Source organism: Curtobacterium poinsettiae (genome assembly GCF_047226435.1).
GTDB lineage: Bacteria > Actinomycetota > Actinomycetes > Actinomycetales > Microbacteriaceae > Curtobacterium > Curtobacterium poinsettiae.
The window spans coordinates 291,096-310,659 of record NZ_CP178434.1; the positions used below are offsets into that span (position 1 = coordinate 291,096).

Annotated in this window: 23 protein-coding genes; 16 read left to right on the forward strand and 7 right to left on the reverse strand. The window is 72.3% G+C overall.

Annotated elements, in window-relative coordinates; genetic code table 11:
* Positions 1-8: 8 nt before the first annotated feature.
* The 3 genes from ACL00U_RS01405 to ACL00U_RS01415 all read right to left on the reverse strand — a co-directional run bounded on the left by ACL00U_RS01405 (position 9) and on the right by ACL00U_RS01415 (position 2,385).
* Positions 9-1,535, reverse strand: a complete 1,527-nt coding sequence (locus ACL00U_RS01405) for a threonine/serine ThrE exporter family protein (protein ID WP_262160680.1) — start codon at positions 1,533-1,535, stop codon at positions 9-11.
* A 58-nt stretch (positions 1,536-1,593) separates the two neighbouring features.
* Entirely contained in the window at positions 1,594-1,848 is a 255-nt protein-coding gene (locus tag ACL00U_RS01410) for a hypothetical protein (protein ID WP_042540548.1), read from the reverse strand.
* A gap of 96 nt (positions 1,849-1,944) precedes the next feature.
* Positions 1,945-2,385 carry an OsmC family peroxiredoxin gene (locus tag ACL00U_RS01415; RefSeq protein ID WP_042541027.1) on the reverse strand — a complete coding sequence of 147 codons (441 nt, stop codon included), beginning with the start codon at positions 2,383-2,385 and terminating at the stop codon, positions 1,945-1,947.
* 123 nt (positions 2,386-2,508) lie between these two features.
* On the opposite strand from ACL00U_RS01415, the gene ACL00U_RS01420 reads away from it, so the two are divergent.
* Positions 2,509-3,123 (forward strand): DUF805 domain-containing protein, encoded by a 615-nt coding sequence (locus ACL00U_RS01420; RefSeq protein ID WP_042541025.1) that lies wholly within the window; start codon positions 2,509-2,511, stop codon positions 3,121-3,123.
* Positions 3,124-3,145: 22 nt separating this feature from the next.
* Entirely contained in the window at positions 3,146-4,189 is a 1,044-nt protein-coding gene (locus ACL00U_RS01425) for an NAD(P)-dependent alcohol dehydrogenase (RefSeq protein WP_042541023.1), read from the forward strand.
* 111 nt (positions 4,190-4,300) lie between these two features.
* On the opposite strand, the gene ACL00U_RS01430 is transcribed toward ACL00U_RS01425, so the two are convergent.
* Complete coding sequence (locus ACL00U_RS01430; RefSeq protein ID WP_396125801.1) at positions 4,301-6,175, reverse strand: gamma-glutamyltransferase family protein; 1,875 nt, start codon at positions 6,173-6,175, stop codon at positions 4,301-4,303.
* Between the two features lie 158 nt (positions 6,176-6,333).
* Between ACL00U_RS01430 and ACL00U_RS01435 the strand changes: the two genes are divergently transcribed.
* From ACL00U_RS01435 to ACL00U_RS01475, 9 genes are all read left to right on the forward strand, one after another.
* Positions 6,334-7,530, forward strand: coding sequence for a peptidoglycan DD-metalloendopeptidase family protein (locus tag ACL00U_RS01435; RefSeq protein ID WP_274007500.1), 1,197 nt, complete (start codon positions 6,334-6,336; stop codon positions 7,528-7,530).
* A gap of 326 nt (positions 7,531-7,856) precedes the next feature.
* The gene (locus ACL00U_RS01440) at positions 7,857-8,660 is read left to right on the forward strand and encodes a sulfite exporter TauE/SafE family protein (RefSeq protein WP_262160677.1); all 804 of its coding nucleotides are present in this window, start codon (positions 7,857-7,859) and stop codon (positions 8,658-8,660) included.
* Positions 8,657-9,292 carry a DNA alkylation repair protein gene (locus ACL00U_RS01445; RefSeq protein ID WP_262160675.1) on the forward strand — a complete coding sequence of 212 codons (636 nt, stop codon included), beginning with the start codon at positions 8,657-8,659 and terminating at the stop codon, positions 9,290-9,292. The genes ACL00U_RS01440 and ACL00U_RS01445 overlap by 4 nt, the downstream gene beginning before the upstream one ends.
* Positions 9,293-9,446: 154 nt before the next feature.
* Positions 9,447-10,640: a zinc-dependent alcohol dehydrogenase gene (locus ACL00U_RS01450; protein WP_140449197.1), complete on the forward strand. Its 1,194-nt coding sequence runs from the start codon at positions 9,447-9,449 to the stop codon at positions 10,638-10,640.
* Positions 10,640-11,764 carry an NAD-dependent epimerase/dehydratase family protein gene (locus ACL00U_RS01455; protein WP_412873735.1) on the forward strand — a complete coding sequence of 375 codons (1,125 nt, stop codon included), beginning with the start codon at positions 10,640-10,642 and terminating at the stop codon, positions 11,762-11,764. Before ACL00U_RS01450 ends, ACL00U_RS01455 begins: the two co-directional genes overlap by 1 nt.
* A 220-nt stretch (positions 11,765-11,984) precedes the next feature.
* The gene (locus ACL00U_RS01460; RefSeq protein ID WP_214519621.1) at positions 11,985-12,341 is read left to right on the forward strand and encodes an SHOCT domain-containing protein; all 357 of its coding nucleotides are present in this window, start codon (positions 11,985-11,987) and stop codon (positions 12,339-12,341) included.
* Positions 12,338-12,592 carry a hypothetical protein gene (locus tag ACL00U_RS01465; protein WP_214519622.1) on the forward strand — a complete coding sequence of 85 codons (255 nt, stop codon included), beginning with the start codon at positions 12,338-12,340 and terminating at the stop codon, positions 12,590-12,592. The genes ACL00U_RS01460 and ACL00U_RS01465 overlap by 4 nt, the downstream gene beginning before the upstream one ends.
* A 9-nt stretch (positions 12,593-12,601) precedes the next feature.
* Positions 12,602-13,012, forward strand: coding sequence for a DUF6314 family protein (locus ACL00U_RS01470; protein ID WP_412873736.1), 411 nt, complete (start codon positions 12,602-12,604; stop codon positions 13,010-13,012).
* A gap of 47 nt (positions 13,013-13,059) precedes the next feature.
* Entirely contained in the window at positions 13,060-13,725 is a 666-nt protein-coding gene (locus ACL00U_RS01475) for a pentapeptide repeat-containing protein (protein WP_017887518.1), read from the forward strand.
* A 60-nt stretch (positions 13,726-13,785) separates the two neighbouring features.
* Here ACL00U_RS01475 and ACL00U_RS01480 read toward each other — a convergent pair whose 3' ends face one another.
* Positions 13,786-14,793, reverse strand: coding sequence for an NAD(P)/FAD-dependent oxidoreductase (locus ACL00U_RS01480; RefSeq protein WP_412873737.1), 1,008 nt, complete (start codon positions 14,791-14,793; stop codon positions 13,786-13,788).
* A 67-nt stretch (positions 14,794-14,860) separates the two neighbouring features.
* On the opposite strand from ACL00U_RS01480, the gene ACL00U_RS01485 reads away from it, so the two are divergent.
* A complete protein-coding gene (locus tag ACL00U_RS01485) occupies positions 14,861-15,469 on the forward strand; it encodes a helix-turn-helix domain-containing protein (protein WP_138802393.1) in 609 nt (202 codons plus the stop codon).
* A gap of 9 nt (positions 15,470-15,478) precedes the next feature.
* Here the strand turns inward: ACL00U_RS01485 and ACL00U_RS01490 are convergent, their stop codons facing one another.
* Together ACL00U_RS01490 and ACL00U_RS01495 are read right to left on the reverse strand one after the other, a co-directional pair.
* Positions 15,479-16,114, reverse strand: coding sequence for a hypothetical protein (locus ACL00U_RS01490; protein ID WP_412873738.1), 636 nt, complete (start codon positions 16,112-16,114; stop codon positions 15,479-15,481).
* A 111-nt stretch (positions 16,115-16,225) separates the two neighbouring features.
* Complete coding sequence (locus ACL00U_RS01495; protein WP_042538311.1) at positions 16,226-16,981, reverse strand: glycosyltransferase; 756 nt, start codon at positions 16,979-16,981, stop codon at positions 16,226-16,228.
* A gap of 93 nt (positions 16,982-17,074) precedes the next feature.
* Here ACL00U_RS01495 and ACL00U_RS01500 point away from each other — a divergent pair, with 93 nt between their 5' ends.
* The 4 genes from ACL00U_RS01500 to ACL00U_RS01515 all read left to right on the forward strand — a co-directional run bounded on the left by ACL00U_RS01500 (position 17,075) and on the right by ACL00U_RS01515 (position 19,518).
* A complete protein-coding gene (locus tag ACL00U_RS01500) occupies positions 17,075-17,500 on the forward strand; it encodes a MarR family winged helix-turn-helix transcriptional regulator (protein ID WP_042538313.1) in 426 nt (141 codons plus the stop codon).
* A 58-nt stretch (positions 17,501-17,558) separates the two neighbouring features.
* Complete coding sequence (locus tag ACL00U_RS01505) at positions 17,559-18,200, forward strand: MBL fold metallo-hydrolase (protein ID WP_042538315.1); 642 nt, start codon at positions 17,559-17,561, stop codon at positions 18,198-18,200.
* Positions 18,201-18,254: 54 nt separating this feature from the next.
* Positions 18,255-18,944, forward strand: a complete 690-nt coding sequence (locus ACL00U_RS01510; protein ID WP_071251776.1) for an HAD family hydrolase — start codon at positions 18,255-18,257, stop codon at positions 18,942-18,944.
* 91 nt (positions 18,945-19,035) lie between these two features.
* Positions 19,036-19,518 (forward strand): GNAT family N-acetyltransferase, encoded by a 483-nt coding sequence (locus ACL00U_RS01515; protein ID WP_231564055.1) that lies wholly within the window; start codon positions 19,036-19,038, stop codon positions 19,516-19,518.
* Positions 19,519-19,564 lie beyond the last annotated feature (46 nt).

The window sequence follows — 19,564 nt, forward strand, 5'->3', positions numbered from 1 at the left end:
CGCCGCGCTCACGACGCGCCGCCGGCACCACCGCTCCGCGACCCGCGCGGCACCGACCCGTCGCCGGGGTCGTACCCGGTGTCCCGGATGACCCGCAGTGCCCTGGTGTCGTTGTGGACGGAGTGCACGACGACCCGACGGGTGCGTCGGAGTGCTCGCCGGGCACCCGGTGTCGCGAAGAGCCCACCGAGCACCAGGCCCGCGCCGATCCCCAGCGCCACGGACACCGCCGCCACGAAGTCGAGGGCCGCGCTCGACGAACCGGACATGAAGTTCAGCAGGGCGTCGGACACGGCGACACCGGGCAGGAGCGCTCCGCAGAACGCCGGCACCGCGATCGCCGCCACGGCCGTCCGCATCCGGACCGCCGCGTAGGTCGACAGCACGCCGAGCAGGACCGCCGCCAGGAACGTCGCACCGAGTAGCGGCAGGCCGAGCTGCCGCAGCCCCCACAGCGACGCACCCGCGGCGACCGAGAACACCACGGTGACGGGGATCACCCGCGCGCTGGCCTGCTGCACGAAGCAGTTCGCCCCGGCCGACACCACGGTGAGCGAGAGCGAGGCCCACAACGGCAGCGTCTGCGTGACGATGCCGGACGGGTCGACCTCGAGGTGCAGCCACTTCGTCATCGCGATCCCGGCGGGCACCCCCACCACGATCGCCGCGATGACCAGCCCGATGTAGAACGCGCGGGCGACCGCCATCGCCCGGAACCCGGAGATCGCGTCCTGGGCCCAGGTCACGAGCGCGACGTGCGGCAGGAGCAGGACCACCAGCGCCGCCACCATGGTCGCGGCGCCGGCCGGGTGCAGCACACCCGCGCCGATCGCGAGGGTGCCGATCACGGACGCCACCGCCCCCTGCGCCCCGGACACGAAGAACTGCGGGTAGCCGCGGCCGGTCAGCCAGCGCCCCGACAGGATGATCCCGAACATCAGCACGAACGCTCCGATGCCCGCTCGCCACCCGCCGCCGGCCTGCATCGCGATCGAGGTGCCCAGGATCGACAGCCCCACGTCGGCGAGCCACGTGGGCCAGCGTGGCGGCATCCGCAGCACCGCGACGAGGGCGCTCACCGCCGAGGTCATGTCGCGCTCGTCGTGGACCAGGTCGTCGACGATCTGGTTCGCCCGCGCCAACCGGTCGAGGTCGGAGCCGTCGGAGCTGACCGTCCGGACCTTGACGAGCGGCGGGACGTCGGCCGGGGCGTACTGGATGGTCACCGAGCTGCCGGAGAAGTCCAGGTCGAGCGGGGCGAGGTTCCACTTCGTCGAGACCGCGACGACGGCCGTCTCGACGCTGCGGGTGTCGGCACCGGAGGCGAGCATGACCTCGGCCAGGTCGAGGCAGAAGTCGACGATCTGCGTCGCCGTGTACTGGTCGCGCCCCTTGGCGTCGGGCTCGACGTGCTCGTAGATCGTGCCGCGCAGCCGGGCCCGTGCGTCGCGCAGGTCGTGCTGCGCGAGACTGCGCCGGCGTGGCCGGGGCGGGCGGCCCGGCTTGTGCGGGCCCGGGGGGTGCTGCTCGGCCATCCCGCCATGGTGCCAGTCGACGGCAGCTGAGTCCGGACGTCCGCTGGACGCGTCCGGATCAGCTCCGGCGGCGCGCGCTGAGTCTGCCGAGGGCGAACGCCGCGACGACCGCGCCCACCAGCACGAGGACCGGTCCGACCGTCAGCTGCCACGGGCGCACGCTCGGGACGAACGTGACGTGGGCCAGGGGCGCGTACGCGAACCATTCCGCCGAGGCCGACGGCGCCGTCAACACGAACACGACCCCGACCACGACGGCCAGCAGGCCGAGCCAGAGGGCGACGAGGGTCGGGGTGGCGAGGAATCGGGGCACGGCACCCAGCGTAGGTGGGCGACGGACGGGAGGCCCGGTGCCAGCTGGCACCGGGCCTCCCGTCCGTCACGTCGTGACGGTTCCTGCTTCGCGCGCCTACTGCTCGAAGGTCGCGTGCAGCGTGATCTCGACGCCGGTCAGTGCCTTGCTGACGGGGCAGGTCGCCTTGGCGTCCTCGGCGGCCTTGAGGAAGGCGGCCTCGTCGATGCCGGAGACCTCGCCGCTGACGGTCAGGACGATGCCGGTGAGGCGGAAGCCGCCGTCCGGGTCCGGGCCGAGCGAGACGTCGGCCTTGACGTCGAGGGCCTCGACCGTGCCGCCGGCCTCGCCGAGGACGGCGGAGAACTGCATGGCGTAGCAGGCCGAGTGGGCGGCGGCGATGAGCTCCTCGGGGCTCGTGGTGCCGCCGGCGTCCTCGGCGGTGCGCTTCGGGAACGAGACGTCGTACGTGCCGACCTTCGAGCTCGAGAGTTCGACCTGGCCGGAACCGTCCTCGAGGCCGCCGTTCCAGGCGGTGCGTGCGGTGCGAGTGGGCATGCCCGCTCCTTTCGTGTGGGGGAGTGGTCCCGAGTGGGACCACCGCTCCCGAGTCAATCCGAGAACGCTCGTTCTCGCAACCGGCTCACGGTGAAGACGCAGGTCTGCCCTACGATCGGGCGCATGGGGGACAGTGAGGCCGTGAACTTCCGCAGGTCCGTGCTCGAACAGGGTCCGGCCGACGTGACGAACCCGGTGGTCGCCTGGCTGCGGTTCTGGACGCAAGGGTGGCGGTTCCACGGACGGGCGAGCCGTTCGGAGTTCTGGTGGGTGATCGCGCTCGAGCTCGCGCTGGCCGGGGTCGCGCTCTGGGTCGTCGGTGTGCACGGGACCGGAGGGCGGTGGGAGCTGTACGTCGACCCGTTCGGAGCCGTCCCCTCACCGCAGGTCTCGTTCGACCTGGTCGACCGCGGGCGGGACGGGTCGTTCGGTTGGGGGGCCGGCAACCGGGAGGTCTGGCCGGACGGGTGGGACCTGGTGCTGCTCGTCCCGACGATCCTGACCATCGTGCCCCGGTGGTCGCTGCTCGTGCGGCGGCTGCACGACCGGGACCACACCGGGCTGTGGATCCTGCTCCTCGTGTTCACCGGACCGATCGGCTGGCTCGTGGTGATGGGTATGGCCGCGAGCCGGCCCCGTCCGGGCGGAGCACGGTTCGACCGCGGTCTGTTCGGCGGCGGACGCGATCTCGCGGCAACTGGACGACACATGTCGTCCACGACGACAGGTGTAGCGTGAAGGGCGATCAAAGGAGACACCCATGCGCGCCGTCGTGTTCGAGCAGTACCAGACCTTCCCGTCCCTGACCGAGGTCCCGAAGCCCGCACCCGGACCCGGTGAGGTCCTGCTCAAGGTCGCCGGCGCCGGTGCCTGCCACTCCGACGTCGCCGTGTACCGCGAGTTCCAGCAGGGGCAGCCGGGAGCCCAGGCCCCCGCCTTCGTGCTCGGCCACGAGAACTCCGGCTGGGTCGAGGCCGTCGGTGACGGGGTGACGGGCTTCGCCGAGGGTGACGCCTACCTGGTCTACGGACCGGTCGGCTGCGGGCACTGCTCGTACTGCTCGAAGGGCCAGGACACCTACTGCGAGAACGCCGCGACGAACCCGTACATGGGCATCGGCCTCGGTCGCGACGGCGGCATGGCGGAGTACGTCAGCGTCCCCGCGCGGAACCTCGTGCCGCTCGGCGACGCCGACCCGGTCGCCGCCGCACCGCTGAGCGACGCCGCCCTCACGCCGTACCACGCGATCAAGAACTCCCTGCCGAACCTGGCCGGGGGCGGTCGCTTCGCACTCGTCGTCGGGCTCGGTGGCCTCGGGCAGATCGCCGTGCAGATCCTGACGGCGCTCACCGGCGCCACGGTCATCGCGACCGACATGAAGCAGGACGCGATGGACCGCGCGGCCGCCCGCGGCGCGATCACCGTCCCCGGTGGCCGGGACCAGGCGGAGCGCATCCGCGAGATCACCGGCGGACGCGGTGTCGATGCGGCGTTCGACTTCGTCGGAGCCACTCCCACGATCGGGGTCGCGCAGGCCTCGATGGCGGTCGGCGGCCGGTTCACCGTCGTCGGGATCGCGGGCGGCACCACCGAGTGGAACTTCTTCGCGACGCCGTACGAGTCGACGATCACGAACACTTACTGGGGCACCATCGAGGACCTGCACGAGGTCGTCGCGATGTACCGCGCCGGGCAGATCGTGCCCGACGTCGAGCGGTACGCGCTGTCCGACGCGCTCGAGGCGTACCGGAAGCTCGAGGCCGGCGAGCTCTCGGGCCGCGCGGTCGTCGTCCCGACGCTCTGAGCCGGGCTCGGGCGTCCCAGGTGGAATCGGGCGTCCCTGGTCAGAAGTTTCGACCAGGGACGCCCGATCCCTCTTTCCAGCGCGGGTGCTCTGGGAAGGAACGAGCGCCGGTCAGCGTCCCGCGGCGTACCCCTGGTTGCCGCGGGGGTTCGCGGCGGCGCCGAGGACACCGGTGTCCGGGTCGCGCGTGACGCACGTCAACCGGCCGAGGCTCCAGTCGCCACCACGCGTGACGACGTGTCCGCGGGCCTCGAGCGCGGCGATCACCTCGTCGCCCAGGCGGTCCTCGACCACCAGGCCCGCGGGCTCCCAGGTGCGCGGCCAGAACGACCCCGGGAACGACGTGGTGTGCAGGGCCGGGGCGTCGATGGCCTGCTGCGGGGAGTACCCGCCGACGATCCAGCGCAGCAGGAACAGCAGCTGCCACTGGTCCTGCTGGTCACCGCCGGGGGAGCCGAGCGCCGCAACCGGCTGCCCGTCGCGGAGCACCAGGGTCGGCGTCAGCGTGGTGCGGGGGCGCTCGCCGGGGCGCAGGGTCGAGGCCGTGTCCGGTTCGAGCCACGTCATCTGCAGGCGGGTGCCGAGGCAGAACCCGAGCTCCGGGATCGTCGGTGAGGACTGCAGCCAGCCGCCGGACGGGGTCGCGCTGACGATGTTGCCCCAGCGGTCCACGACGTCGATGTGGCACGTGTCGCCGCGGGTCTCGCCGTCGGGGGTCACGAACGGCTCACCGCGGTCCTCGACCGGAGCAGCCGGGGGGACGTCGCCGTCACGGTCGCGGGCGACCTGCACGGTCGGTTCGCCCACGCCCGCCGCCGCGGCGGAGCCGGAGGACGTGCGGATCGGCGGCATGGCGTGTCCGACCCCGGCGATCGTGCCGGGCCGGAGTTCGGCCGACGCACGCTCGCCGATGAGGGCGCGGCGTTCGTCGGCGTAGGCGTCGGAGAGCAGGACGTCGAGCGGGACCTCGCCGTCGCCGTAGAAGGCCTCGCGGTCGGCGAGCGCGAGCTTCTGCGCCTCGACGATCGTGTGCGCACCGAGCTCGGTGGAAGGGTCGAGCAGGGCGTCGTCGAGCGGTTCGAGCAGCCGCAGGGTCTGGAGCAGTGCCGGGCCCTGGCCCCACGCGCCGGTCTTGGCGATCGTGCAGCCCCGGAACGCCACGGTGGTCGCGGGTTCGTACGAGGCCCGGAACGCGGCCAGGTCGGACGCGCGGATGACGCCGGCATGGTCGGTGCCCGATGCGTGCCGGTGCGGTTCGCGGACGAACCGGTCGATCGCCTCGGCGACGAACCCCTCCGCCCACTCGGACCGGGCCGCGTCGATGCGGCCGGTCCGGCTGCCGGCGCCCGAACCGGCGTCGACCAGTCGGGCGAGCACGGTGGCGAGTGCCTCGTTGCGCACCAGGTCCCCGGGGACCGGCACCGCGCCTCCCGGCAGCCACTGCGTGGCGGAGGTGGGCCAGTGCTCCTCGAACAGGTCCCGCACGGTCGTGATCGTCCGGACCACCGCCGGTGTGACCGGGTGGCCGTCGCGGGCGTACCCGACGGCCGGCGCGAGGACGTCCGCCAGCTCCCAGGTGCCGTGGTCACGGAGCAGCAGGAGCCAGGCGTCGACCGCGCCGGGGACGGCCGCGGCCAGCGCGCCGGAGCCGGGGACCAGGTCGAGCCCCTCGGCGCGGTAGTGCTCCGGTGTCGCACCCTCGGGAGCCGGACCCTGCCCGACCAGCACCGTCGGCTCGGGGTTCGTGGCCGTCGCGAAGACCGCCGTCAGGTCACCGCCCGGGCCGTTGAGATGCGGCTCCACGACGTGCAGGACGAAGGCCCCGGCGACGGCCGCGTCGAACGCGTTGCCACCACGTTCGAGCACGGACTGGGCGGTCGCCGTCGCGATCCAGTGCGTCGAGGCCGCCATCCCGAACGTGCCCCGCAGGTCAGGTCGAGTGGTCTGCGCAGGGGGCTGGACGAAGGCGGGATTCGGCGTCGGCATGCCCCCATCCTGTCCCGCGGTGACCGGTCCGGTGCTGGAGACCCCCCGTCCGCGGGGTTGTGCACCCCGTGCAGAAAAGCGAACATCGTTCGGCGACTCGTGCAGGGCGAGCGCCGAACGGCCGCGCGCTCGTGTGGTCGGCCCGAGGCAGGGGATCCATGACCACCACTCCGTCGACCGTCGCTCGTGCGCGCCGACTCCCACGCATCGCCGGCGCCGTGATGGCACTGGCCCTGGCGGCCGGGGCAGTCGTCGCGACGGCCGAGCCGGCAGCGGCCTCTGCCGTCTGGGTCGGCTCGGTCCCCGCTGGCACGAAGATCCTGCCCGGCGACCAGGTCACGTCGCCGAACGGCCAGTTCAAGCTCATCATGCAGGGCGACGGCAACCTGGTCGAGTACGGCATCGGCAACCGCGTGCTGTGGGCGTCGAACACCGCCGGCAACTCCGGGGCGATCGCCGTCGTGCGCAAGGACCGCGCCCTCGACATCACCCGGAACGGCAAGCGCCTGGTGCGCTGGACGTCGTCGGGCACCGCGAGCTCCACGGCGTTCAAGGTCCGCGCCGACGGCACGATGGCCCTGCTTGCCGGCAAGGCCGTCGTCGTGGGCTGGACCGGGTTCCAGGACCGCGTCGCGTCGGGCAACAGGATCCTCGGCGGGACGGTCCTGCGCTCCGACACCTCGAACACGCGGATCCTCAACATGCGCACCGACGGCAACCTGGTGCAGAAGGTCAGCGGACGGGTCGTCTGGCAGTCGCGGACCGGCGGCCACCCGGGCGCCTGGGCCGAGCTGCAGACCAAGGGCAACTTCGTCATCTGGACCCGTGACGCGTCGCGCAAGAAGGTCGCGATCTGGAGCTCCCGCACCAGCACCGCCGGGTCGGGCAACCTGCTCGTGCAGGTCGACGGCAACGTGGTGCTCTACGGGGCGAAGGACACCCGTGTCTGGTCGAGCCGACCGGTCACCGGCCTGGCCTGGCCCGTCAACGGCACGAAGATCACCGGGCGGTACGGCGACGACCGCGGCGCCGGGCACGTCCCGCGCTACCACCAGGGCACCGACGCCCCCGTGCCGGTCGGCACTCCCGTGTACGGCTCGGGGACGGGCACCGTGACGCGGACGGTCGCGAACGACGGGGCCTACGGCAACTACATCGTCGTGACGTACGGCATGACGACGGTCCTGACGGCGCACCTCAGCAAGATCGAGGTGAAGCAGGGGCAGATCGTGAAGCTCGGCACCGAGATCGCGAAGTCCGGCAACACCGGGCAGTCGACGGGGCCGCACGTGCACGTCGAGACGCGGCGGAACGGCGTGCTCGTCGACCCGCTGAAGAACATGCACTTCCGCTGACGCGGGGCGGGGCGGGGAGTCGTTCGTCGTTCGCACGTCGCGTGTGTCGCACGCGTCCTCGCCCCGCGCATCGAGTGAGCAGAAAAGGTCGGGTGGCTCGAGGGCACTCGACCTTTTCTGCTCACTCGATGAAGGGCCTCGCACGGTGCGAGGAGCCCGCTGTCCCGGATCGGCTTCGTCGCCGAGGTCGATCAGGATGACGGCCTGACCCTGCGGGACATCGCTGTCGTCCTCGGCGTCTCCTACCAGCGCGTGCACCAGCTCGTGCACGAGGACGAGCGGGCGCTGGCTGCGTCGTAGCCCGCGGCGCGGATAGCCTGGGCGGGATGAGGAAGCGCGGCGGAACCGGGATCGTGTTGGTGGCGATCGGGGTCCTTGCGGGGGTGCTGTCCGGACTGTTCGGCGTCGGCGGTGGGGTCATCGTCGTGCCGGCGCTGATGGCCTTCGCACAGATGGACCAACGACGGGCCTCGGCCACCTCGCTCGTGGCGATCGCCCCCGCGGCCGTCGTCGGGGCGATCGCGTACGCCGTGCAGGGCGAGGTGCACTGGTTCGCGGCCCTGACCCTGGCGATCGGCAGCGTCATCGGCGCCCCGATCGGCGCACGACTGCTCCGTGCCCTGCCGCTCCGCGTGCTGCCGTGGATATTCGTCGGGTTCATCGCCGTCGTGCTCGTCTCGCTGTTCACCACGGTGCCGACCCGCGGTGGCGAGGTGCACTTCGGGGTCGTCGAGGCGATCGTCCTGCTGTTGCTCGGGCTGCTGTCGGGTGTGCTGTCCGGGCTGGTCGGGGTCGGCGGCGGGGTCGTCATCGTGCCGGGCCTCGAGGTCGTGCTCGGCGCCGGTGACCTGCTGGCGAAGGGCACGTCGCTGCTCACGATGGTGCCGACGTCGGTGTCCGGGACGGTCGCGAACCTGCGGCGCCGCGCGGTCGACCTGCGCGTCGGGCTGACGGTCGGCATCACCGCCGCCGTCTGTTCACCGGGCGGCGCGGTACTGGCACGCCTGGTCGATCCACAGGTCGGCACCTGGTTGTTCGCGGCGTTCCTGGTGGTCGTCGCGGTCATCGTGCTCAGCCGCGGACGTCGGAGGGCACCACAGAACGACGCGAGCGACGGGGCGGCCGCGTGACGGGCCTCCAGGCAGGGCGCGACGCGGAGGCAGTGCTGGCGGCGTTCGCCCGGACCACCGGCGACGTCGCCGCGGCCCGCAGGGTCGCCCGGCAGTTCCACGACCTCGACGAGGGGGAACGCTCGGCGCTGCTCTGGAGCGAGGACGACGGCGCGAAGCTCGTCGCGGTCCTGCTGCTCGTGCAGGCGATGCGGGCGTACCCCGACACGGAGTTGACGGACGAGTACCTGTCGGCGGCGAAGGCCGAGCGGTTCGAGGACCCGGTGCTCGTCGACCTGGCTGCCGAGGAACTGGTCGGCGCCCCCTTGCTGGGCGGTTCGACCGGTCCGCTGTTCGCGCTGGCGAAGTCCGACGTGGCGATGGTCCGGCGGATCGCGGTCGTCGCGACCCTGGCGTTCGTGAAGCAGGGCGACGCCGAGGTGCCGCTCGGGATCGCCGGACGCCTGGTGCGGGAGCGCAGCGAGACGGTGCAGTCGGCGCTCGGGTTGGTGCTGCGCGAGACGGGGAAGCGGGCGTCCGAGGCGGCGCTGGTGGCGTTCCTGGAGCAGAGCGGCCGGTTCCTCAGCCCGGCGGCCCGCCGGACGGCGACCGAGCACCTGCCACCGACGGAGCGGGACCGGCTGCGGGGCTGACCGGCGTTCGCCGAGCGGCGCGCCGACGTCCGCGCGCCGACCCGCGCAAGGGGGACCCGGGGCTGGGAGCGTCCACGGGTCGGACGCGTACCGAGGAGGGGAACGCGAGTCGTGCCTCCAGGCCGGCTCGAAGCGACCACGAGAGGAACGCAACGTGCGCGCACTGACCTACCAGGGCACCGAGAAGGTGTCCGTCGAGACCGTCCCCGACCCGACCATCCAGGAGCCAACCGACGCGATCGTGCGGATCACCTCCTCGGCGATCTGCGGCTCCGACCTGCACCTGTACCGCGTGCTCGGCCCGTACATCGACCGCGGCGACGTCCTCGGCCACGAGCCGATGGGCGTCGTGGAGGAAGTCGGGTCCGGCGTCACCAACCTGAAGGTCGGCGACCGCGTCGTCATCCCCTTCAACATCTCCTGCGGCCACTGCTGGATGTGCCAGCACGGCCTGCAGTCCCAGTGCGAGACCACCCAGGTGACCGAGTACGGCACCGGGGCCTCGCTGTTCGGATACACGAAGATGTACGGCCAGGTCCCCGGCGGCCAGGCCGAGTACCTGCGCGTGCCGCACGCCGACTACGGCCCCATCGTCGTGCCGGACGACGGCACCCCCGACGACCGCTGGCTGTTCCTGAGCGACATCCTGCCCACCGCGTGGCAGGCCGTGCAGTACGCCCAGGTGCCCGAGGGCGGCACGCTCGCCGTGCTCGGCCTCGGCCCGGTCGGCCAGTTCGCCGCCCGCATCGGCAAGCACCTCGGTTACCGCGTGCTCGCCGTCGACCCCGAGCAGGTCCGCCGTGACCTGGGGGCGAAGCACGGCGCCGAGGTGTTCGACCTGACGAAGGACATGGTCCCCGAGCTCGTCGACCTGACCGACGGCCGCGGCCCCGACGGTGTCGTCGACGCCGTCGGTATGGAGGCCCACGGCAACCCGATGGCGGGCTTCGCGCAGCGCGCCGCCGGCCTGCTGCCGGACAAGCTCGCGCAGAAGGCGATCGAGACCGCCGGTGTCGACCGCCTGGCGGCCGTGCACGCGGCGATCGACCTGGTCCGTCGCGGCGGCACCGTCTCGCTGAGCGGTGTCTACGGCGGCATGGCCGACCCGATGCCGATGATGACGCTCTTCGACAAGCAGATCACCATCCGCGAGGGCCAGTGCAACGTGAAGCACTGGATCGACGACATCATGCCGCTCGTCTCGGACCCGTCGGACCCGCTCGGCACGCTCGACCTGACGTCGCACCGTGTCTCGCTCGAGGACGCGCCGCACATGTACGAGGTCTTCCAGAAGAAGCAGGACGACTGCGTCAAGGTCGTCCTCGACCCCGCGATGGCCGCAGCCTGATGCGGATCGTCGTCGTCGGCGCGACCGGCAACGTCGGGACGGCGGTGCTCCGTCGGCTCGCGGCGGTGCGCGCCGACGGCGACGGAGACGCCGGTGGCCGTGACGCGGTCGGGCCTGACGCCGCTGGCCGTGACGGCGGTGGACGTGACGCCACCGGCCGTGACGCCACCGGCGTCCAGATCGTCGGCGTCGCCCGGCGGCTGCCGGACCTGCGTGCGGAGCCGTACGACGCCGCCGTCTGGCACGCCGTCGACGTCGGTGCCGCGGACGCCGTGGACCAGCTCGCCGCCGTGTTCCAGGGTGCTGACGCCGTCATCCACCTGGCGTGGGCGCTGCAACCGACGCACGACATCCCGGTGCAGTACCGCACGAACGTGACGGGCACGGCGAACGTCCTGGCTGCCGTCGCACGTGCCGAGGTGCCCCAGGTGGTGGTGGCGTCCTCGGTGGGTGCCTACCGCGGGGTGGACGTCGACGGCAAGCGGACTCCCGTGGACGAGAGCTGGCCGACGGACGGCATCCCGACGGCGACGTACTCGATCCACAAGGCCGCCAACGAGGCTGCGATGGACGCGTTCGAGGCCGACCACCCCGCCGTGACCGTCACCCGGCTGCGCCCGGGGTTGATCTTCCAGCGGGACGCCGCCGCCGAGATCCGCGGGCTGTTCCTCGGACACCTCGTGCCGATGTCGATCGTGCGGTGGATCCGCTGGCTCGTGCTGCCGCTGCCCTACCCGTTCGTGTTCCAGGCCGTGCACGCCGACGACGTCGCCGACGCCTACTGGCGCGCGGTCGACCGACGGGCGGGTGGGGCGTTCAACATCGCGGCGACGCCCGTGCTCAACCCGCCGAGACTGGCTCGGGCCTTCGGCATGCTCGGCGCCGTACGGATCCCGCTGGGGCTGCTGCGCGGGATCGTGACGCTGACGTGGCGGCTGCGGTTGCAGCCGACGGACGCCGGGTGGATCGACATCGCGGCCGGTGTGCCGATCATGCGGACCGACCGTGCCCGGTTGGTGCTCGGATGGGAGGCGCGACACACCTCCGAAGAAGCGTTGCGTGCACTCGTGGCCGGCTTCGCGGACGGTGCGAACGTGCCGGGATCGGGGCCGCTGCGCGGCTGAGCGAGGTCGGGCTGGCTGGGGTGGGGTGGTCGCCCTGGGTGCGGCTCGCGCTGCCGGGTCGGATCGGGCGTACCGGGTGCTTCCGGGCGTACCGGGTCGGGAGTTCCGACCAGGTACGCCCGTTTCCACCTTCCATCGCGGGCGTTCTGGGAAGGAACGGCCGCTCGTGTTCCCCGTCTCGCGCTACGCTTCGCTCGTCGTTGTGAGAAGGGGGAGCGCGATGGTGCTCAGTGGTTCAGCGTTCGGTGAGATCGACGGGCCGGGTGGCTCGGGGATGCCCGACCTGTTCGGCGGCTGGTTCGGCATCGCCTTCGGGGTCGTCGTCGCCCTGGCGATCCTCACGACCCTGACGATCGCCGTCCTGGCGCTCTACCGGGGCAAGCGGATGGCCGACCGCGGTCAGAACCCGCTCACCATGCAGGAGGACATCGCGTACCAGGCGATGCAGAGCCGCACGTTCGCACCGGACAAGCCGCTCGAACAGCGCCTCGCCGAACTCGACGACCTGCACGCCCGCGGCGTGATCTCCGACGAGGAACACCGCAGCGCCCGAGCGGAAGCCCTGCGCGGACGATGATCGCCTCGGAAGAACTCCACAACCCCCTCATCCCGCCGGTCTACGACCTCGTCTGGACCCTGCTGATGGCGCTCGTCGTCGTGGCGGTCATCGCCGCCGTGTGCATCGCGGTCGTCCGCAGTCGGCGCCCGCACGGTGCGCGCCGGACCTCGCCGGAACAGCGGCTCCTCGAACTCGACGAGCTGCACGCCCGCGGGGTCATCAGCGAGGACGAGCGCCGAGCCGCGCGGGCGGAGGCCCTGCGCGGTTAGCCTGGGCGGGTGCTGCTGCCGACGGACCTGCTCGGGGTGTGGGAACTCCACCGCACCGTGCACGACCACCGCGCCGGTGCCGCGGGGATCGTCACCGGGACCACCACCCTGACCCTGGTCGGTGACGACGAGGTGCGCTGGGACGAGTCCGGCGTGATGACGTTCGACGGCCGGACGACCCCGGTCTCGCGCACCCTCGTCCTGCGGCGCGACCCGGACGGCGGCTGGACCGTGCACTTCTCCGACGGTCGGGTCTTCCACGACTGGGTCTGGGGCACGAGCGTCGCCCACGCCTGCGCTCCGGACGACTACACCGGGGCCTTCGACGGCGACCAGGACCGCTGGAGCGTGCGGTGGGAAGCGCGCGGCCCCGCGAAGGACTACCGGCTGGACAGCGTCCTCACCCGACCCCGGTCCTGATCCCGGTCGGGGCCCGCGGGGTCGGCGGTCACCGACAGACTGGGTGCATGGCACGTTCCTCCGGCACCGACGCCCCGCGCATCACCCTGACCGAACCGATGAACCTGGAGGACTGGGCGCCAGCTCCCGGTGACGTCCTGACGGGCGACCGCATCGAGGGCAAGCGCATCGACGTCCTCGACCTGACCGGCGAGCGGCTGCCCGACCTGGAGATCGAGGAGTGCGTGATCGACACGCTCCGGGGGGACGATGCCGACTTCCGTGGGCTCCGCGTCCGTGACTCGATCATCGACTCGCTGGACGCCCCGATCCTGCGGGCGTCGAGCAGTACGTGGCGCGAGGTCCGGGTTTCCGGCGGTCGGGTCGGCTCGGCGGAGTTGTACGACTCCGGGCTGAACGGCGTCGAGTTCGTCGGCATGAAGTTCGGGTTCGTGAACCTGCGTGGCTCGACGATCACCGACGTGGTGTTCCGCGACTGCGTCATCGACGAGCTCGACATCGCCGACGCGAAGCTGCTGCGGGTGTCGTTCGACGGCAGCAGCATCCGTGCTGCCGAGGGGTCGAACACCCGCATCGACCACGTCGACCTGCGCGGAGCCGACCTGGACCGGGTCGAACGGCTCGAGGGGTTCCGCGGGGCCACGATCGGCGCCGACCAGCTCTACACGCTCGCGCCGCTGCTGGCTGCACAGGCCGGCTACCGCGTCGACTGACCGAGCCCGGGTTTCGCGCTCACCGACACTGCACGCCCGCCAGGCCCCACGGACTGTCGCTCAGCGCGAAACATCGGCCGCACCGACGCCCGCACCGACGCCCGCACCGACCCCGGCCAGCGCCTCCGCCAGGTCGGCCTGCACCAGGTCGCCGTGCACCGCCGCGCCTGTCTGGGTGCCGGCAGCCGCCGACGCGATGACCGTCGCCATCGGGGCCGTCACGTTGCCGGCCGCGTAGACACCCCGAACCGCCGTCTGCCCGGTGGCGTCCACGGTCAGGGCCGTCCCGAACCGGAAGTCACCCATGAACTGGTCGGTGGCGGTGAGGCCCAGCCCGGACAGGAAGCCCACCCGTGCCTCGGGCCGGCTCGCCGTGGCCAGGGCATCGAGTTCGACCGACGAACCGTCGCCGAGCCGGATGCCGGTCAGCCGGTCACCCTCGGACACGACGGCGGCGACGGGGCCCTCGACGACCGAGATGCCGCGGGCGGCCAAACCGGCCAGGGCGGTGTCGTCCATCAGTGCCGGATCGGTCAGGAACACGGTCACCCGCTCGCTCAGCGCCCGGAACATGAGCGCGTGGTGTGCGCCGTTCGGCGTCGTGACCAGGACCCCGATCCGCTGGTCGCGGATCTCCCACCCGTGGCAGAACGGGCAGTGCACGACCCCGCGCCCCCACTGCTCGGCCAGGCCCGGGACCTCCGGCAGGACGTCCACGGCGCCGGAGGCGACGACCAGCCTGCGCGCCGTGACGACCGCGCCGGAGTCCAGCGTGACCGAGAAGCCGACCGGGTCGTGACCGTCACCGGTCGTGGCGGACGTGGCCACGATCCTCCCGGCCGTCACCCGGACGCCGTAGGCGGCGACCTCGTCGCGACCGATGCGGAGCAGCTCAGTGGGTGCGACGCCCTCGCGGCCGAGGTAGTTGTGGGCTCCCGCGGCCGGGGCGTTGCGGGGCTCGCCGGAGTCGACGACGAGCACCGAGCGCCGCGAGCGGCCGAGGATGAGGGCGGCGGACAGGCCGGCGGCCGAGCCGCCGATGACGATGACGTCGAAGTGTTCGGGCATGCGCTGATCATGCGGCCGGTCACGAGAGAACGGCAACGAAGTTTGCTGATGTGGCAACATGGCCCGCATGGCACACAGCACCTCGGGACCGGTCGTCCCGCGCACGACGGCCGACGTCGTCGACGGGGTCGGCCCCCGACTCCGCGCGCTGCGCGCCCACCGCGACGTCACGCTCGCGGCACTGTCCGCGCAGACGGGGATATCGGTGAGCACCCTGTCGCGGCTCGAGTCCGGCCAGCGGAAGCCCACGCTGGAACTGCTGCTGCCCCTCGCCCGGGCCTACCAGGTGCCCCTCGACGACCTGGTCGGCGCACCGCAGACGGGCGACCCTCGCGTGCACATGAAGCCCGAGGTGCACGGAGGCCGCGTCGTCGTGCCGCTGACGAAGCGCACCGGCGGGGTGCGCTCGTTCAAGCAGCTGTTCCCGCCGAACACCCCCGGTGGCGAACCGTCGCTCAAGACGCACGAGGGCTACGAGTGGCTCTACGTGCTGTCCGGACGGCTCCGGCTCGTGCTGGGGGAGCACGACCTCGACCTCGGGCCCGGCGAGGTCGCCGAGTTCGACACCCACACCCCGCACTGGATGGGCAACGTGACCGACTCCGTCACCGAGGTGCTGTGCCTGTACGGGCCGCAGGGCGAACGAGCCCACGTGCGGTCTCGTCCGGCCCGGTGACCGGTTGGGTCAGTCCGTGAAGACGTGCCCCACGACGTCGTCGAGCAGATCGGTCGTCTCGATGTTCGACTGCTGGATGTGGATGCCGATGTCGCCCCGCGCGAAGTACGTGTCGCCGTCGGTGACCGGGTACTGCGAGTTCTTCGAGACCTTCTGGCACAGGAACCCGTCGGACTCGTCGTCGCAGTCGTAGCCCTTCGTGGCGAGCTGCTCCAGCGCGTCGCGGGCGGCCGCGGGGTCGACGGCGTCGACCGCGATGGACAGGTACGAGGTGTCGGCCTGCGGCTCCCGCCACACGCAGTACAGGCGCTTGCCGTCGCCCTGCAGTGCCGGGGTGAACGAGCTCTTCGGGATCGCGATCGGGTCGCCGACGACCGACGGGTCGTTGAGGGGTGCCGAAGCGAACGCCTTGTCCCACTTGCCGGGTGTGATCAGGTCGGTGCAGCTGGCCGGGACCGTGGCCGTGTCGACGTCGACGTCCGCGTCCGCGTCCTCGGAACTCGTGGGGCCGGGACTCGGCGCCGTCGTCGGGTCGGCTGCGGAGGTCGCGGTGGCGCTCGCCGGTCCGGCCGGTCCGGCCTGGGCGCAGCCGGTCAGGGCGAGACCCGCAGCCACCAGGGCAGTGAGCACGATCGTGTGGCGCATGGTTCCCCTTCGTCCGGTCGCGTCAGGTGATGACCGTCGCTCACGAACGTACCGACCGGGGGCCGCGGTGGCTGAGACCGTCACCGATTCGTTGTCCCCCGACCCCGTCGGTCAGCGGCTGCGCCACCACTGCGGCGACCGCGACCGTGCACGCAGCCGTCGCGCCCACCGGCGCACCGGGTTCGCCCGTCGGCCGTTCACGCGGAACGTGTGGAAGGCACGTCGCGTCCGGACCCAGACGGACGGGAGGCCCGCCAACGGTCGCGCGGACACCTGCACCGTGAGCACGGGGTCGGCCACCACCCGCCAGGCCGGGTCGAGCTGCATGCTCAGGTCGACGTCGTCGTGCACCTCGGCGTCGCCGCGGTGCACCCTGCGGGCGACCGCGGCCCAGGTCGACCGGCGCATCGCCATGGCGGACCCGAACAGCGGCGGGCGCCCGAGCGCGCTCCACATCAGGACGAAGTACGGGCCCATGTACACGGCGTCCCACAGCCGTCGCACCACGGGGCCACCGCCACGAGGCCGGCCCGGCCCGGTCACCGCGACGACCTCGGGGTCGGCCACCAACCGGACCGCGTCGGCGATCCAGGACGGCGGTGGGACGGAGTCGGCGTCGAGCCGCACGATGACGTCCCCTGATGCACGGTCGTAGCCGCGCGCCGACGCCCGGGCGATCCCTCGCACCGGTTCCGTGAGGACGACCGCACCGGCGCCCCGGGCGACCGCCGCGCTGTCGTCGGTGCTGCCGTTGTCGACCACGACCACCTCGTCGGCGGGCCGGGTCTGGACCGCGAGGGCGGTGAGGCACCGGCGCAGGTGCACGGCGTCGTCCCGCACGGGGATCACGACCGAGACACGGGGCATCCATCGATCCAACCGGCTGTCAGCTGTGCGGATTGTCGGACCGCGTCCCCCACTGTCCCGGCCCGCCGATCACCGCGCGGTAGCGTTCCGGGCATGGACCCGATCGACGCGCTCGCCGCCGAACTGCGGCAGTCCATCGGACGCCTCGTGCGCGCCGCACGACGCGAGGCGGACGCGCTGCCGGCCACGCACGCCACCACCCTCGGGTTCCTGCAGCGTGAGGGCCCCATGACCATCGCGGAACTCGCGCGACGCCGTGGCGTGAAGCACCAGGGGCAGTCCCGCACGGTCGGCGAACTGGCCGGGCTCGGGTTCGTCGACCGGACCGCGTCGGACACCGACCGGCGGGCAACGGTGATCCGGATCACCGACGCCGGCCGGGCCGCGCTGCAGCACGACACGGACGCCCGGACGGACTGGCTGGCCGAGGCGCTCCGTCAGGAGACCGACGCCGAGGAGCGCGCCCTGCTCAGCCGCCTGCCCGAGCTGTTCGAGCGGGTCGCGCGCCGGGCGGACTGAACGCGCCCGCACCTCCGGCACAGCAGGACTTCTACAACACCGCTGTACGGTCGACGGCATGGAGTTGACGAAGTACAACCACGCCACCGTCGTCCTCGAGCAGGACGGCGTCACCCTCGTCATCGACCCCGGGGTCTTCACGCCCGAGGCCGTCGACCTCGTCCGCGGTGCCGCGGGCGTCCTCGTCACGCACGACCACCCCGACCACTTCGACATCGACGCGCTCCGCGCGGGACTCGCCGCGGACCCCGACCTCGTCGTGCGCGGCCCGGAGACCGTCGTCGAGCAGCTCGGCGAACACCACGGACGCGTCGCAGCGGTGCACGCCGGTGACACGATCACCGTCGGATCGTTCTCCGTCCGGGTCTTCGGTGAGCAGCACGCGGTCATCCACCCCGACATCCCGTCCACCGCGAACGTCGGCTACCTGGTGGACGACGCGGTCTTCCACCCGGGCGACGCGTACCTCGAGCCCGGCGTCCCGGTGCCGACCCTGCTGCTGCCGACGAGCGGCCCCTGGACGAACACCGCCCAGGCCGTCGACTACGTCCGCGCCGTGGCACCCGAGCGGGCGGTGCAGATCCACGAGGCGATGCTGAGCGAGCTCGGTCAGCAGTCCGCCGCGCGCTTCCTCGGGCCAGACGGTCTCGGGCCGGTCCCGGTCCTGATCCTGCCCGCGGGGGAGACGATCACCCTCTGACGGACGCGGGTTGCCCCTGGGAGGCGATCCGGGCCTCCCGAGCAGCATGGAGGGATGGCCGACGCACCCACGACAGCAGTCCTCTTCGACATCGACGGCACCCTCGCCGACTCGAACTACGCGCACATCGACGCGTGGTGGCGAGCGTTCCTGGCGGCGGGGGAGTCCGTCGACGCCTGGCGCATCCACCGCGCCATCGGCATGGACTCGGCGAAGCTGCTCGAGACGCTGCTGCCGGACGCGTCCCAGGAGACCCGCGACACCGCGAAGCAGTTCCACACCGCCTACTACGCCGAGCAGATGCCGCGGCTCCGGCTGCTGCCGGGTGCGCGCGAGCTCCTGCAGGCCGTCGCCGAGGCCGGGCACGCCGTCGTCCTGGCGACCAGCGCCCCCGAGCACGAACTCGCCCGCCTGCGCGACCTGCTCGACGCGGGCGAGTGGGTCACCGCCGAGACCAGCTCCGAGGACGTCGAGCAGGCGAAGCCGGACCCCGGCATCATCCGGGTGGCGCTCGACAAGGTCGGGGTCTCCGCTGACGACGCTGTGATGGTCGGGGATGCCATGTGGGACGTCGAGTCCGCCGGCAAGGTGGGGGTGACGTGCGTCGGCGTGATGACCGGTGGCATCGGCGGTGACGAACTCCGCGATGCCGGAGCGGCCGAGGTGTACGACGACGCTGCGGCCGTGCTCGCGGCGTTCCGCGCCGGCGAGGGTCCGCTCGCGGCACTCGGTCGGCGCGCCTGACGGGCGGCGCGCCTGACGGGTGGCGCCGGTCGTGCTCGACGGCCGTCCTCGGTTTCTGCGACGTCGGTCGCCCGTGCCAGGATCGACGCTCGTGATCACGATCGAACGCGTGTCCTGGGACGACCCCCGCAGCGTGGTGCTCCGCGCCCGCATGGACGACGAGATGCACGAGCGCTACGGGTCGGCGAACGCCGGCGAGGACCCGGCGGTCACCGCCGAGCGCAGCCGTGCGCTGAGCGTCGATCCGTCGACGGTCGTCACGTCGATCCTGGCCGTCGACGAGTCCGGCGAACCGGTCGGGCACATCGCCGTCCGGCGTCTGGGGGACGAGGTCGAGCTGAAGCGCCTCATCGTGCTGGCGTCCGCGCGCGGCAAGGGTGCGGCCACCGCACTGCTCGACGAGTGCGAGCGCGTCGGTCGCGAACTCGGCGCCCCGCGGCTCATCCTGCAGACCGGTGACAAGCAGCCCGACGCCGTGGCGCTCTACCGCAAGACCGGCTGGGACCAGATCGACGTCTACGAGCCCTACGCCGCGACGATGCCGTGGTCGTTCTGCTTCGAGAAGACCCTGTAACTCGACCCGGTCCACATTGCACTTTCACCACGAGAGTGCAATTCTT

Bases quoted from the DNA above. Each gene is read 5' to 3' on its own strand.
- ACL00U_RS01460 (WP_214519621.1), top strand. From the start codon at position 11,985: ATGGTGCTCAGTGGTTCAGCGTTCGGTGAGATCGACGGGCCGGGTGGC.
- ACL00U_RS01500 (WP_042538313.1), top strand. From the start codon at position 17,075: ATGGACCCGATCGACGCGCTCGCCGCCGAACTGCGGCAGTCCATCGGA.
- ACL00U_RS01480 (WP_412873737.1), bottom strand. From the start codon at position 14,793: ATGCCCGAACACTTCGACGTCATCGTCATCGGCGGCTCGGCCGCCGGC.
- ACL00U_RS01430 (WP_396125801.1), bottom strand. From the start codon at position 6,175: ATGCCGACGCCGAATCCCGCCTTCGTCCAGCCCCCTGCGCAGACCACT.
- ACL00U_RS01440 (WP_262160677.1), top strand. From the start codon at position 7,857: ATGAGGAAGCGCGGCGGAACCGGGATCGTGTTGGTGGCGATCGGGGTC.
- ACL00U_RS01455 (WP_412873735.1), top strand. From the start codon at position 10,640: ATGCGGATCGTCGTCGTCGGCGCGACCGGCAACGTCGGGACGGCGGTG.
- ACL00U_RS01510 (WP_071251776.1), top strand. From the start codon at position 18,255: ATGGCCGACGCACCCACGACAGCAGTCCTCTTCGACATCGACGGCACC.
- ACL00U_RS01465 (WP_214519622.1), top strand. From the start codon at position 12,338: ATGATCGCCTCGGAAGAACTCCACAACCCCCTCATCCCGCCGGTCTAC.
- ACL00U_RS01495 (WP_042538311.1), bottom strand. From the start codon at position 16,981: ATGCCCCGTGTCTCGGTCGTGATCCCCGTGCGGGACGACGCCGTGCAC.
- ACL00U_RS01405 (WP_262160680.1), bottom strand. From the start codon at position 1,535: ATGGCCGAGCAGCACCCCCCGGGCCCGCACAAGCCGGGCCGCCCGCCC.
- ACL00U_RS01475 (WP_017887518.1), top strand. From the start codon at position 13,060: ATGGCACGTTCCTCCGGCACCGACGCCCCGCGCATCACCCTGACCGAA.
- ACL00U_RS01435 (WP_274007500.1), top strand. From the start codon at position 6,334: ATGACCACCACTCCGTCGACCGTCGCTCGTGCGCGCCGACTCCCACGC.
- ACL00U_RS01415 (WP_042541027.1), bottom strand. From the start codon at position 2,385: ATGCCCACTCGCACCGCACGCACCGCCTGGAACGGCGGCCTCGAGGAC.
- ACL00U_RS01425 (WP_042541023.1), top strand. From the start codon at position 3,146: ATGCGCGCCGTCGTGTTCGAGCAGTACCAGACCTTCCCGTCCCTGACC.
- ACL00U_RS01420 (WP_042541025.1), top strand. From the start codon at position 2,509: ATGGGGGACAGTGAGGCCGTGAACTTCCGCAGGTCCGTGCTCGAACAG.
- ACL00U_RS01490 (WP_412873738.1), bottom strand. From the start codon at position 16,114: ATGCGCCACACGATCGTGCTCACTGCCCTGGTGGCTGCGGGTCTCGCC.
- ACL00U_RS01505 (WP_042538315.1), top strand. From the start codon at position 17,559: ATGGAGTTGACGAAGTACAACCACGCCACCGTCGTCCTCGAGCAGGAC.
- ACL00U_RS01485 (WP_138802393.1), top strand. From the start codon at position 14,861: ATGGCACACAGCACCTCGGGACCGGTCGTCCCGCGCACGACGGCCGAC.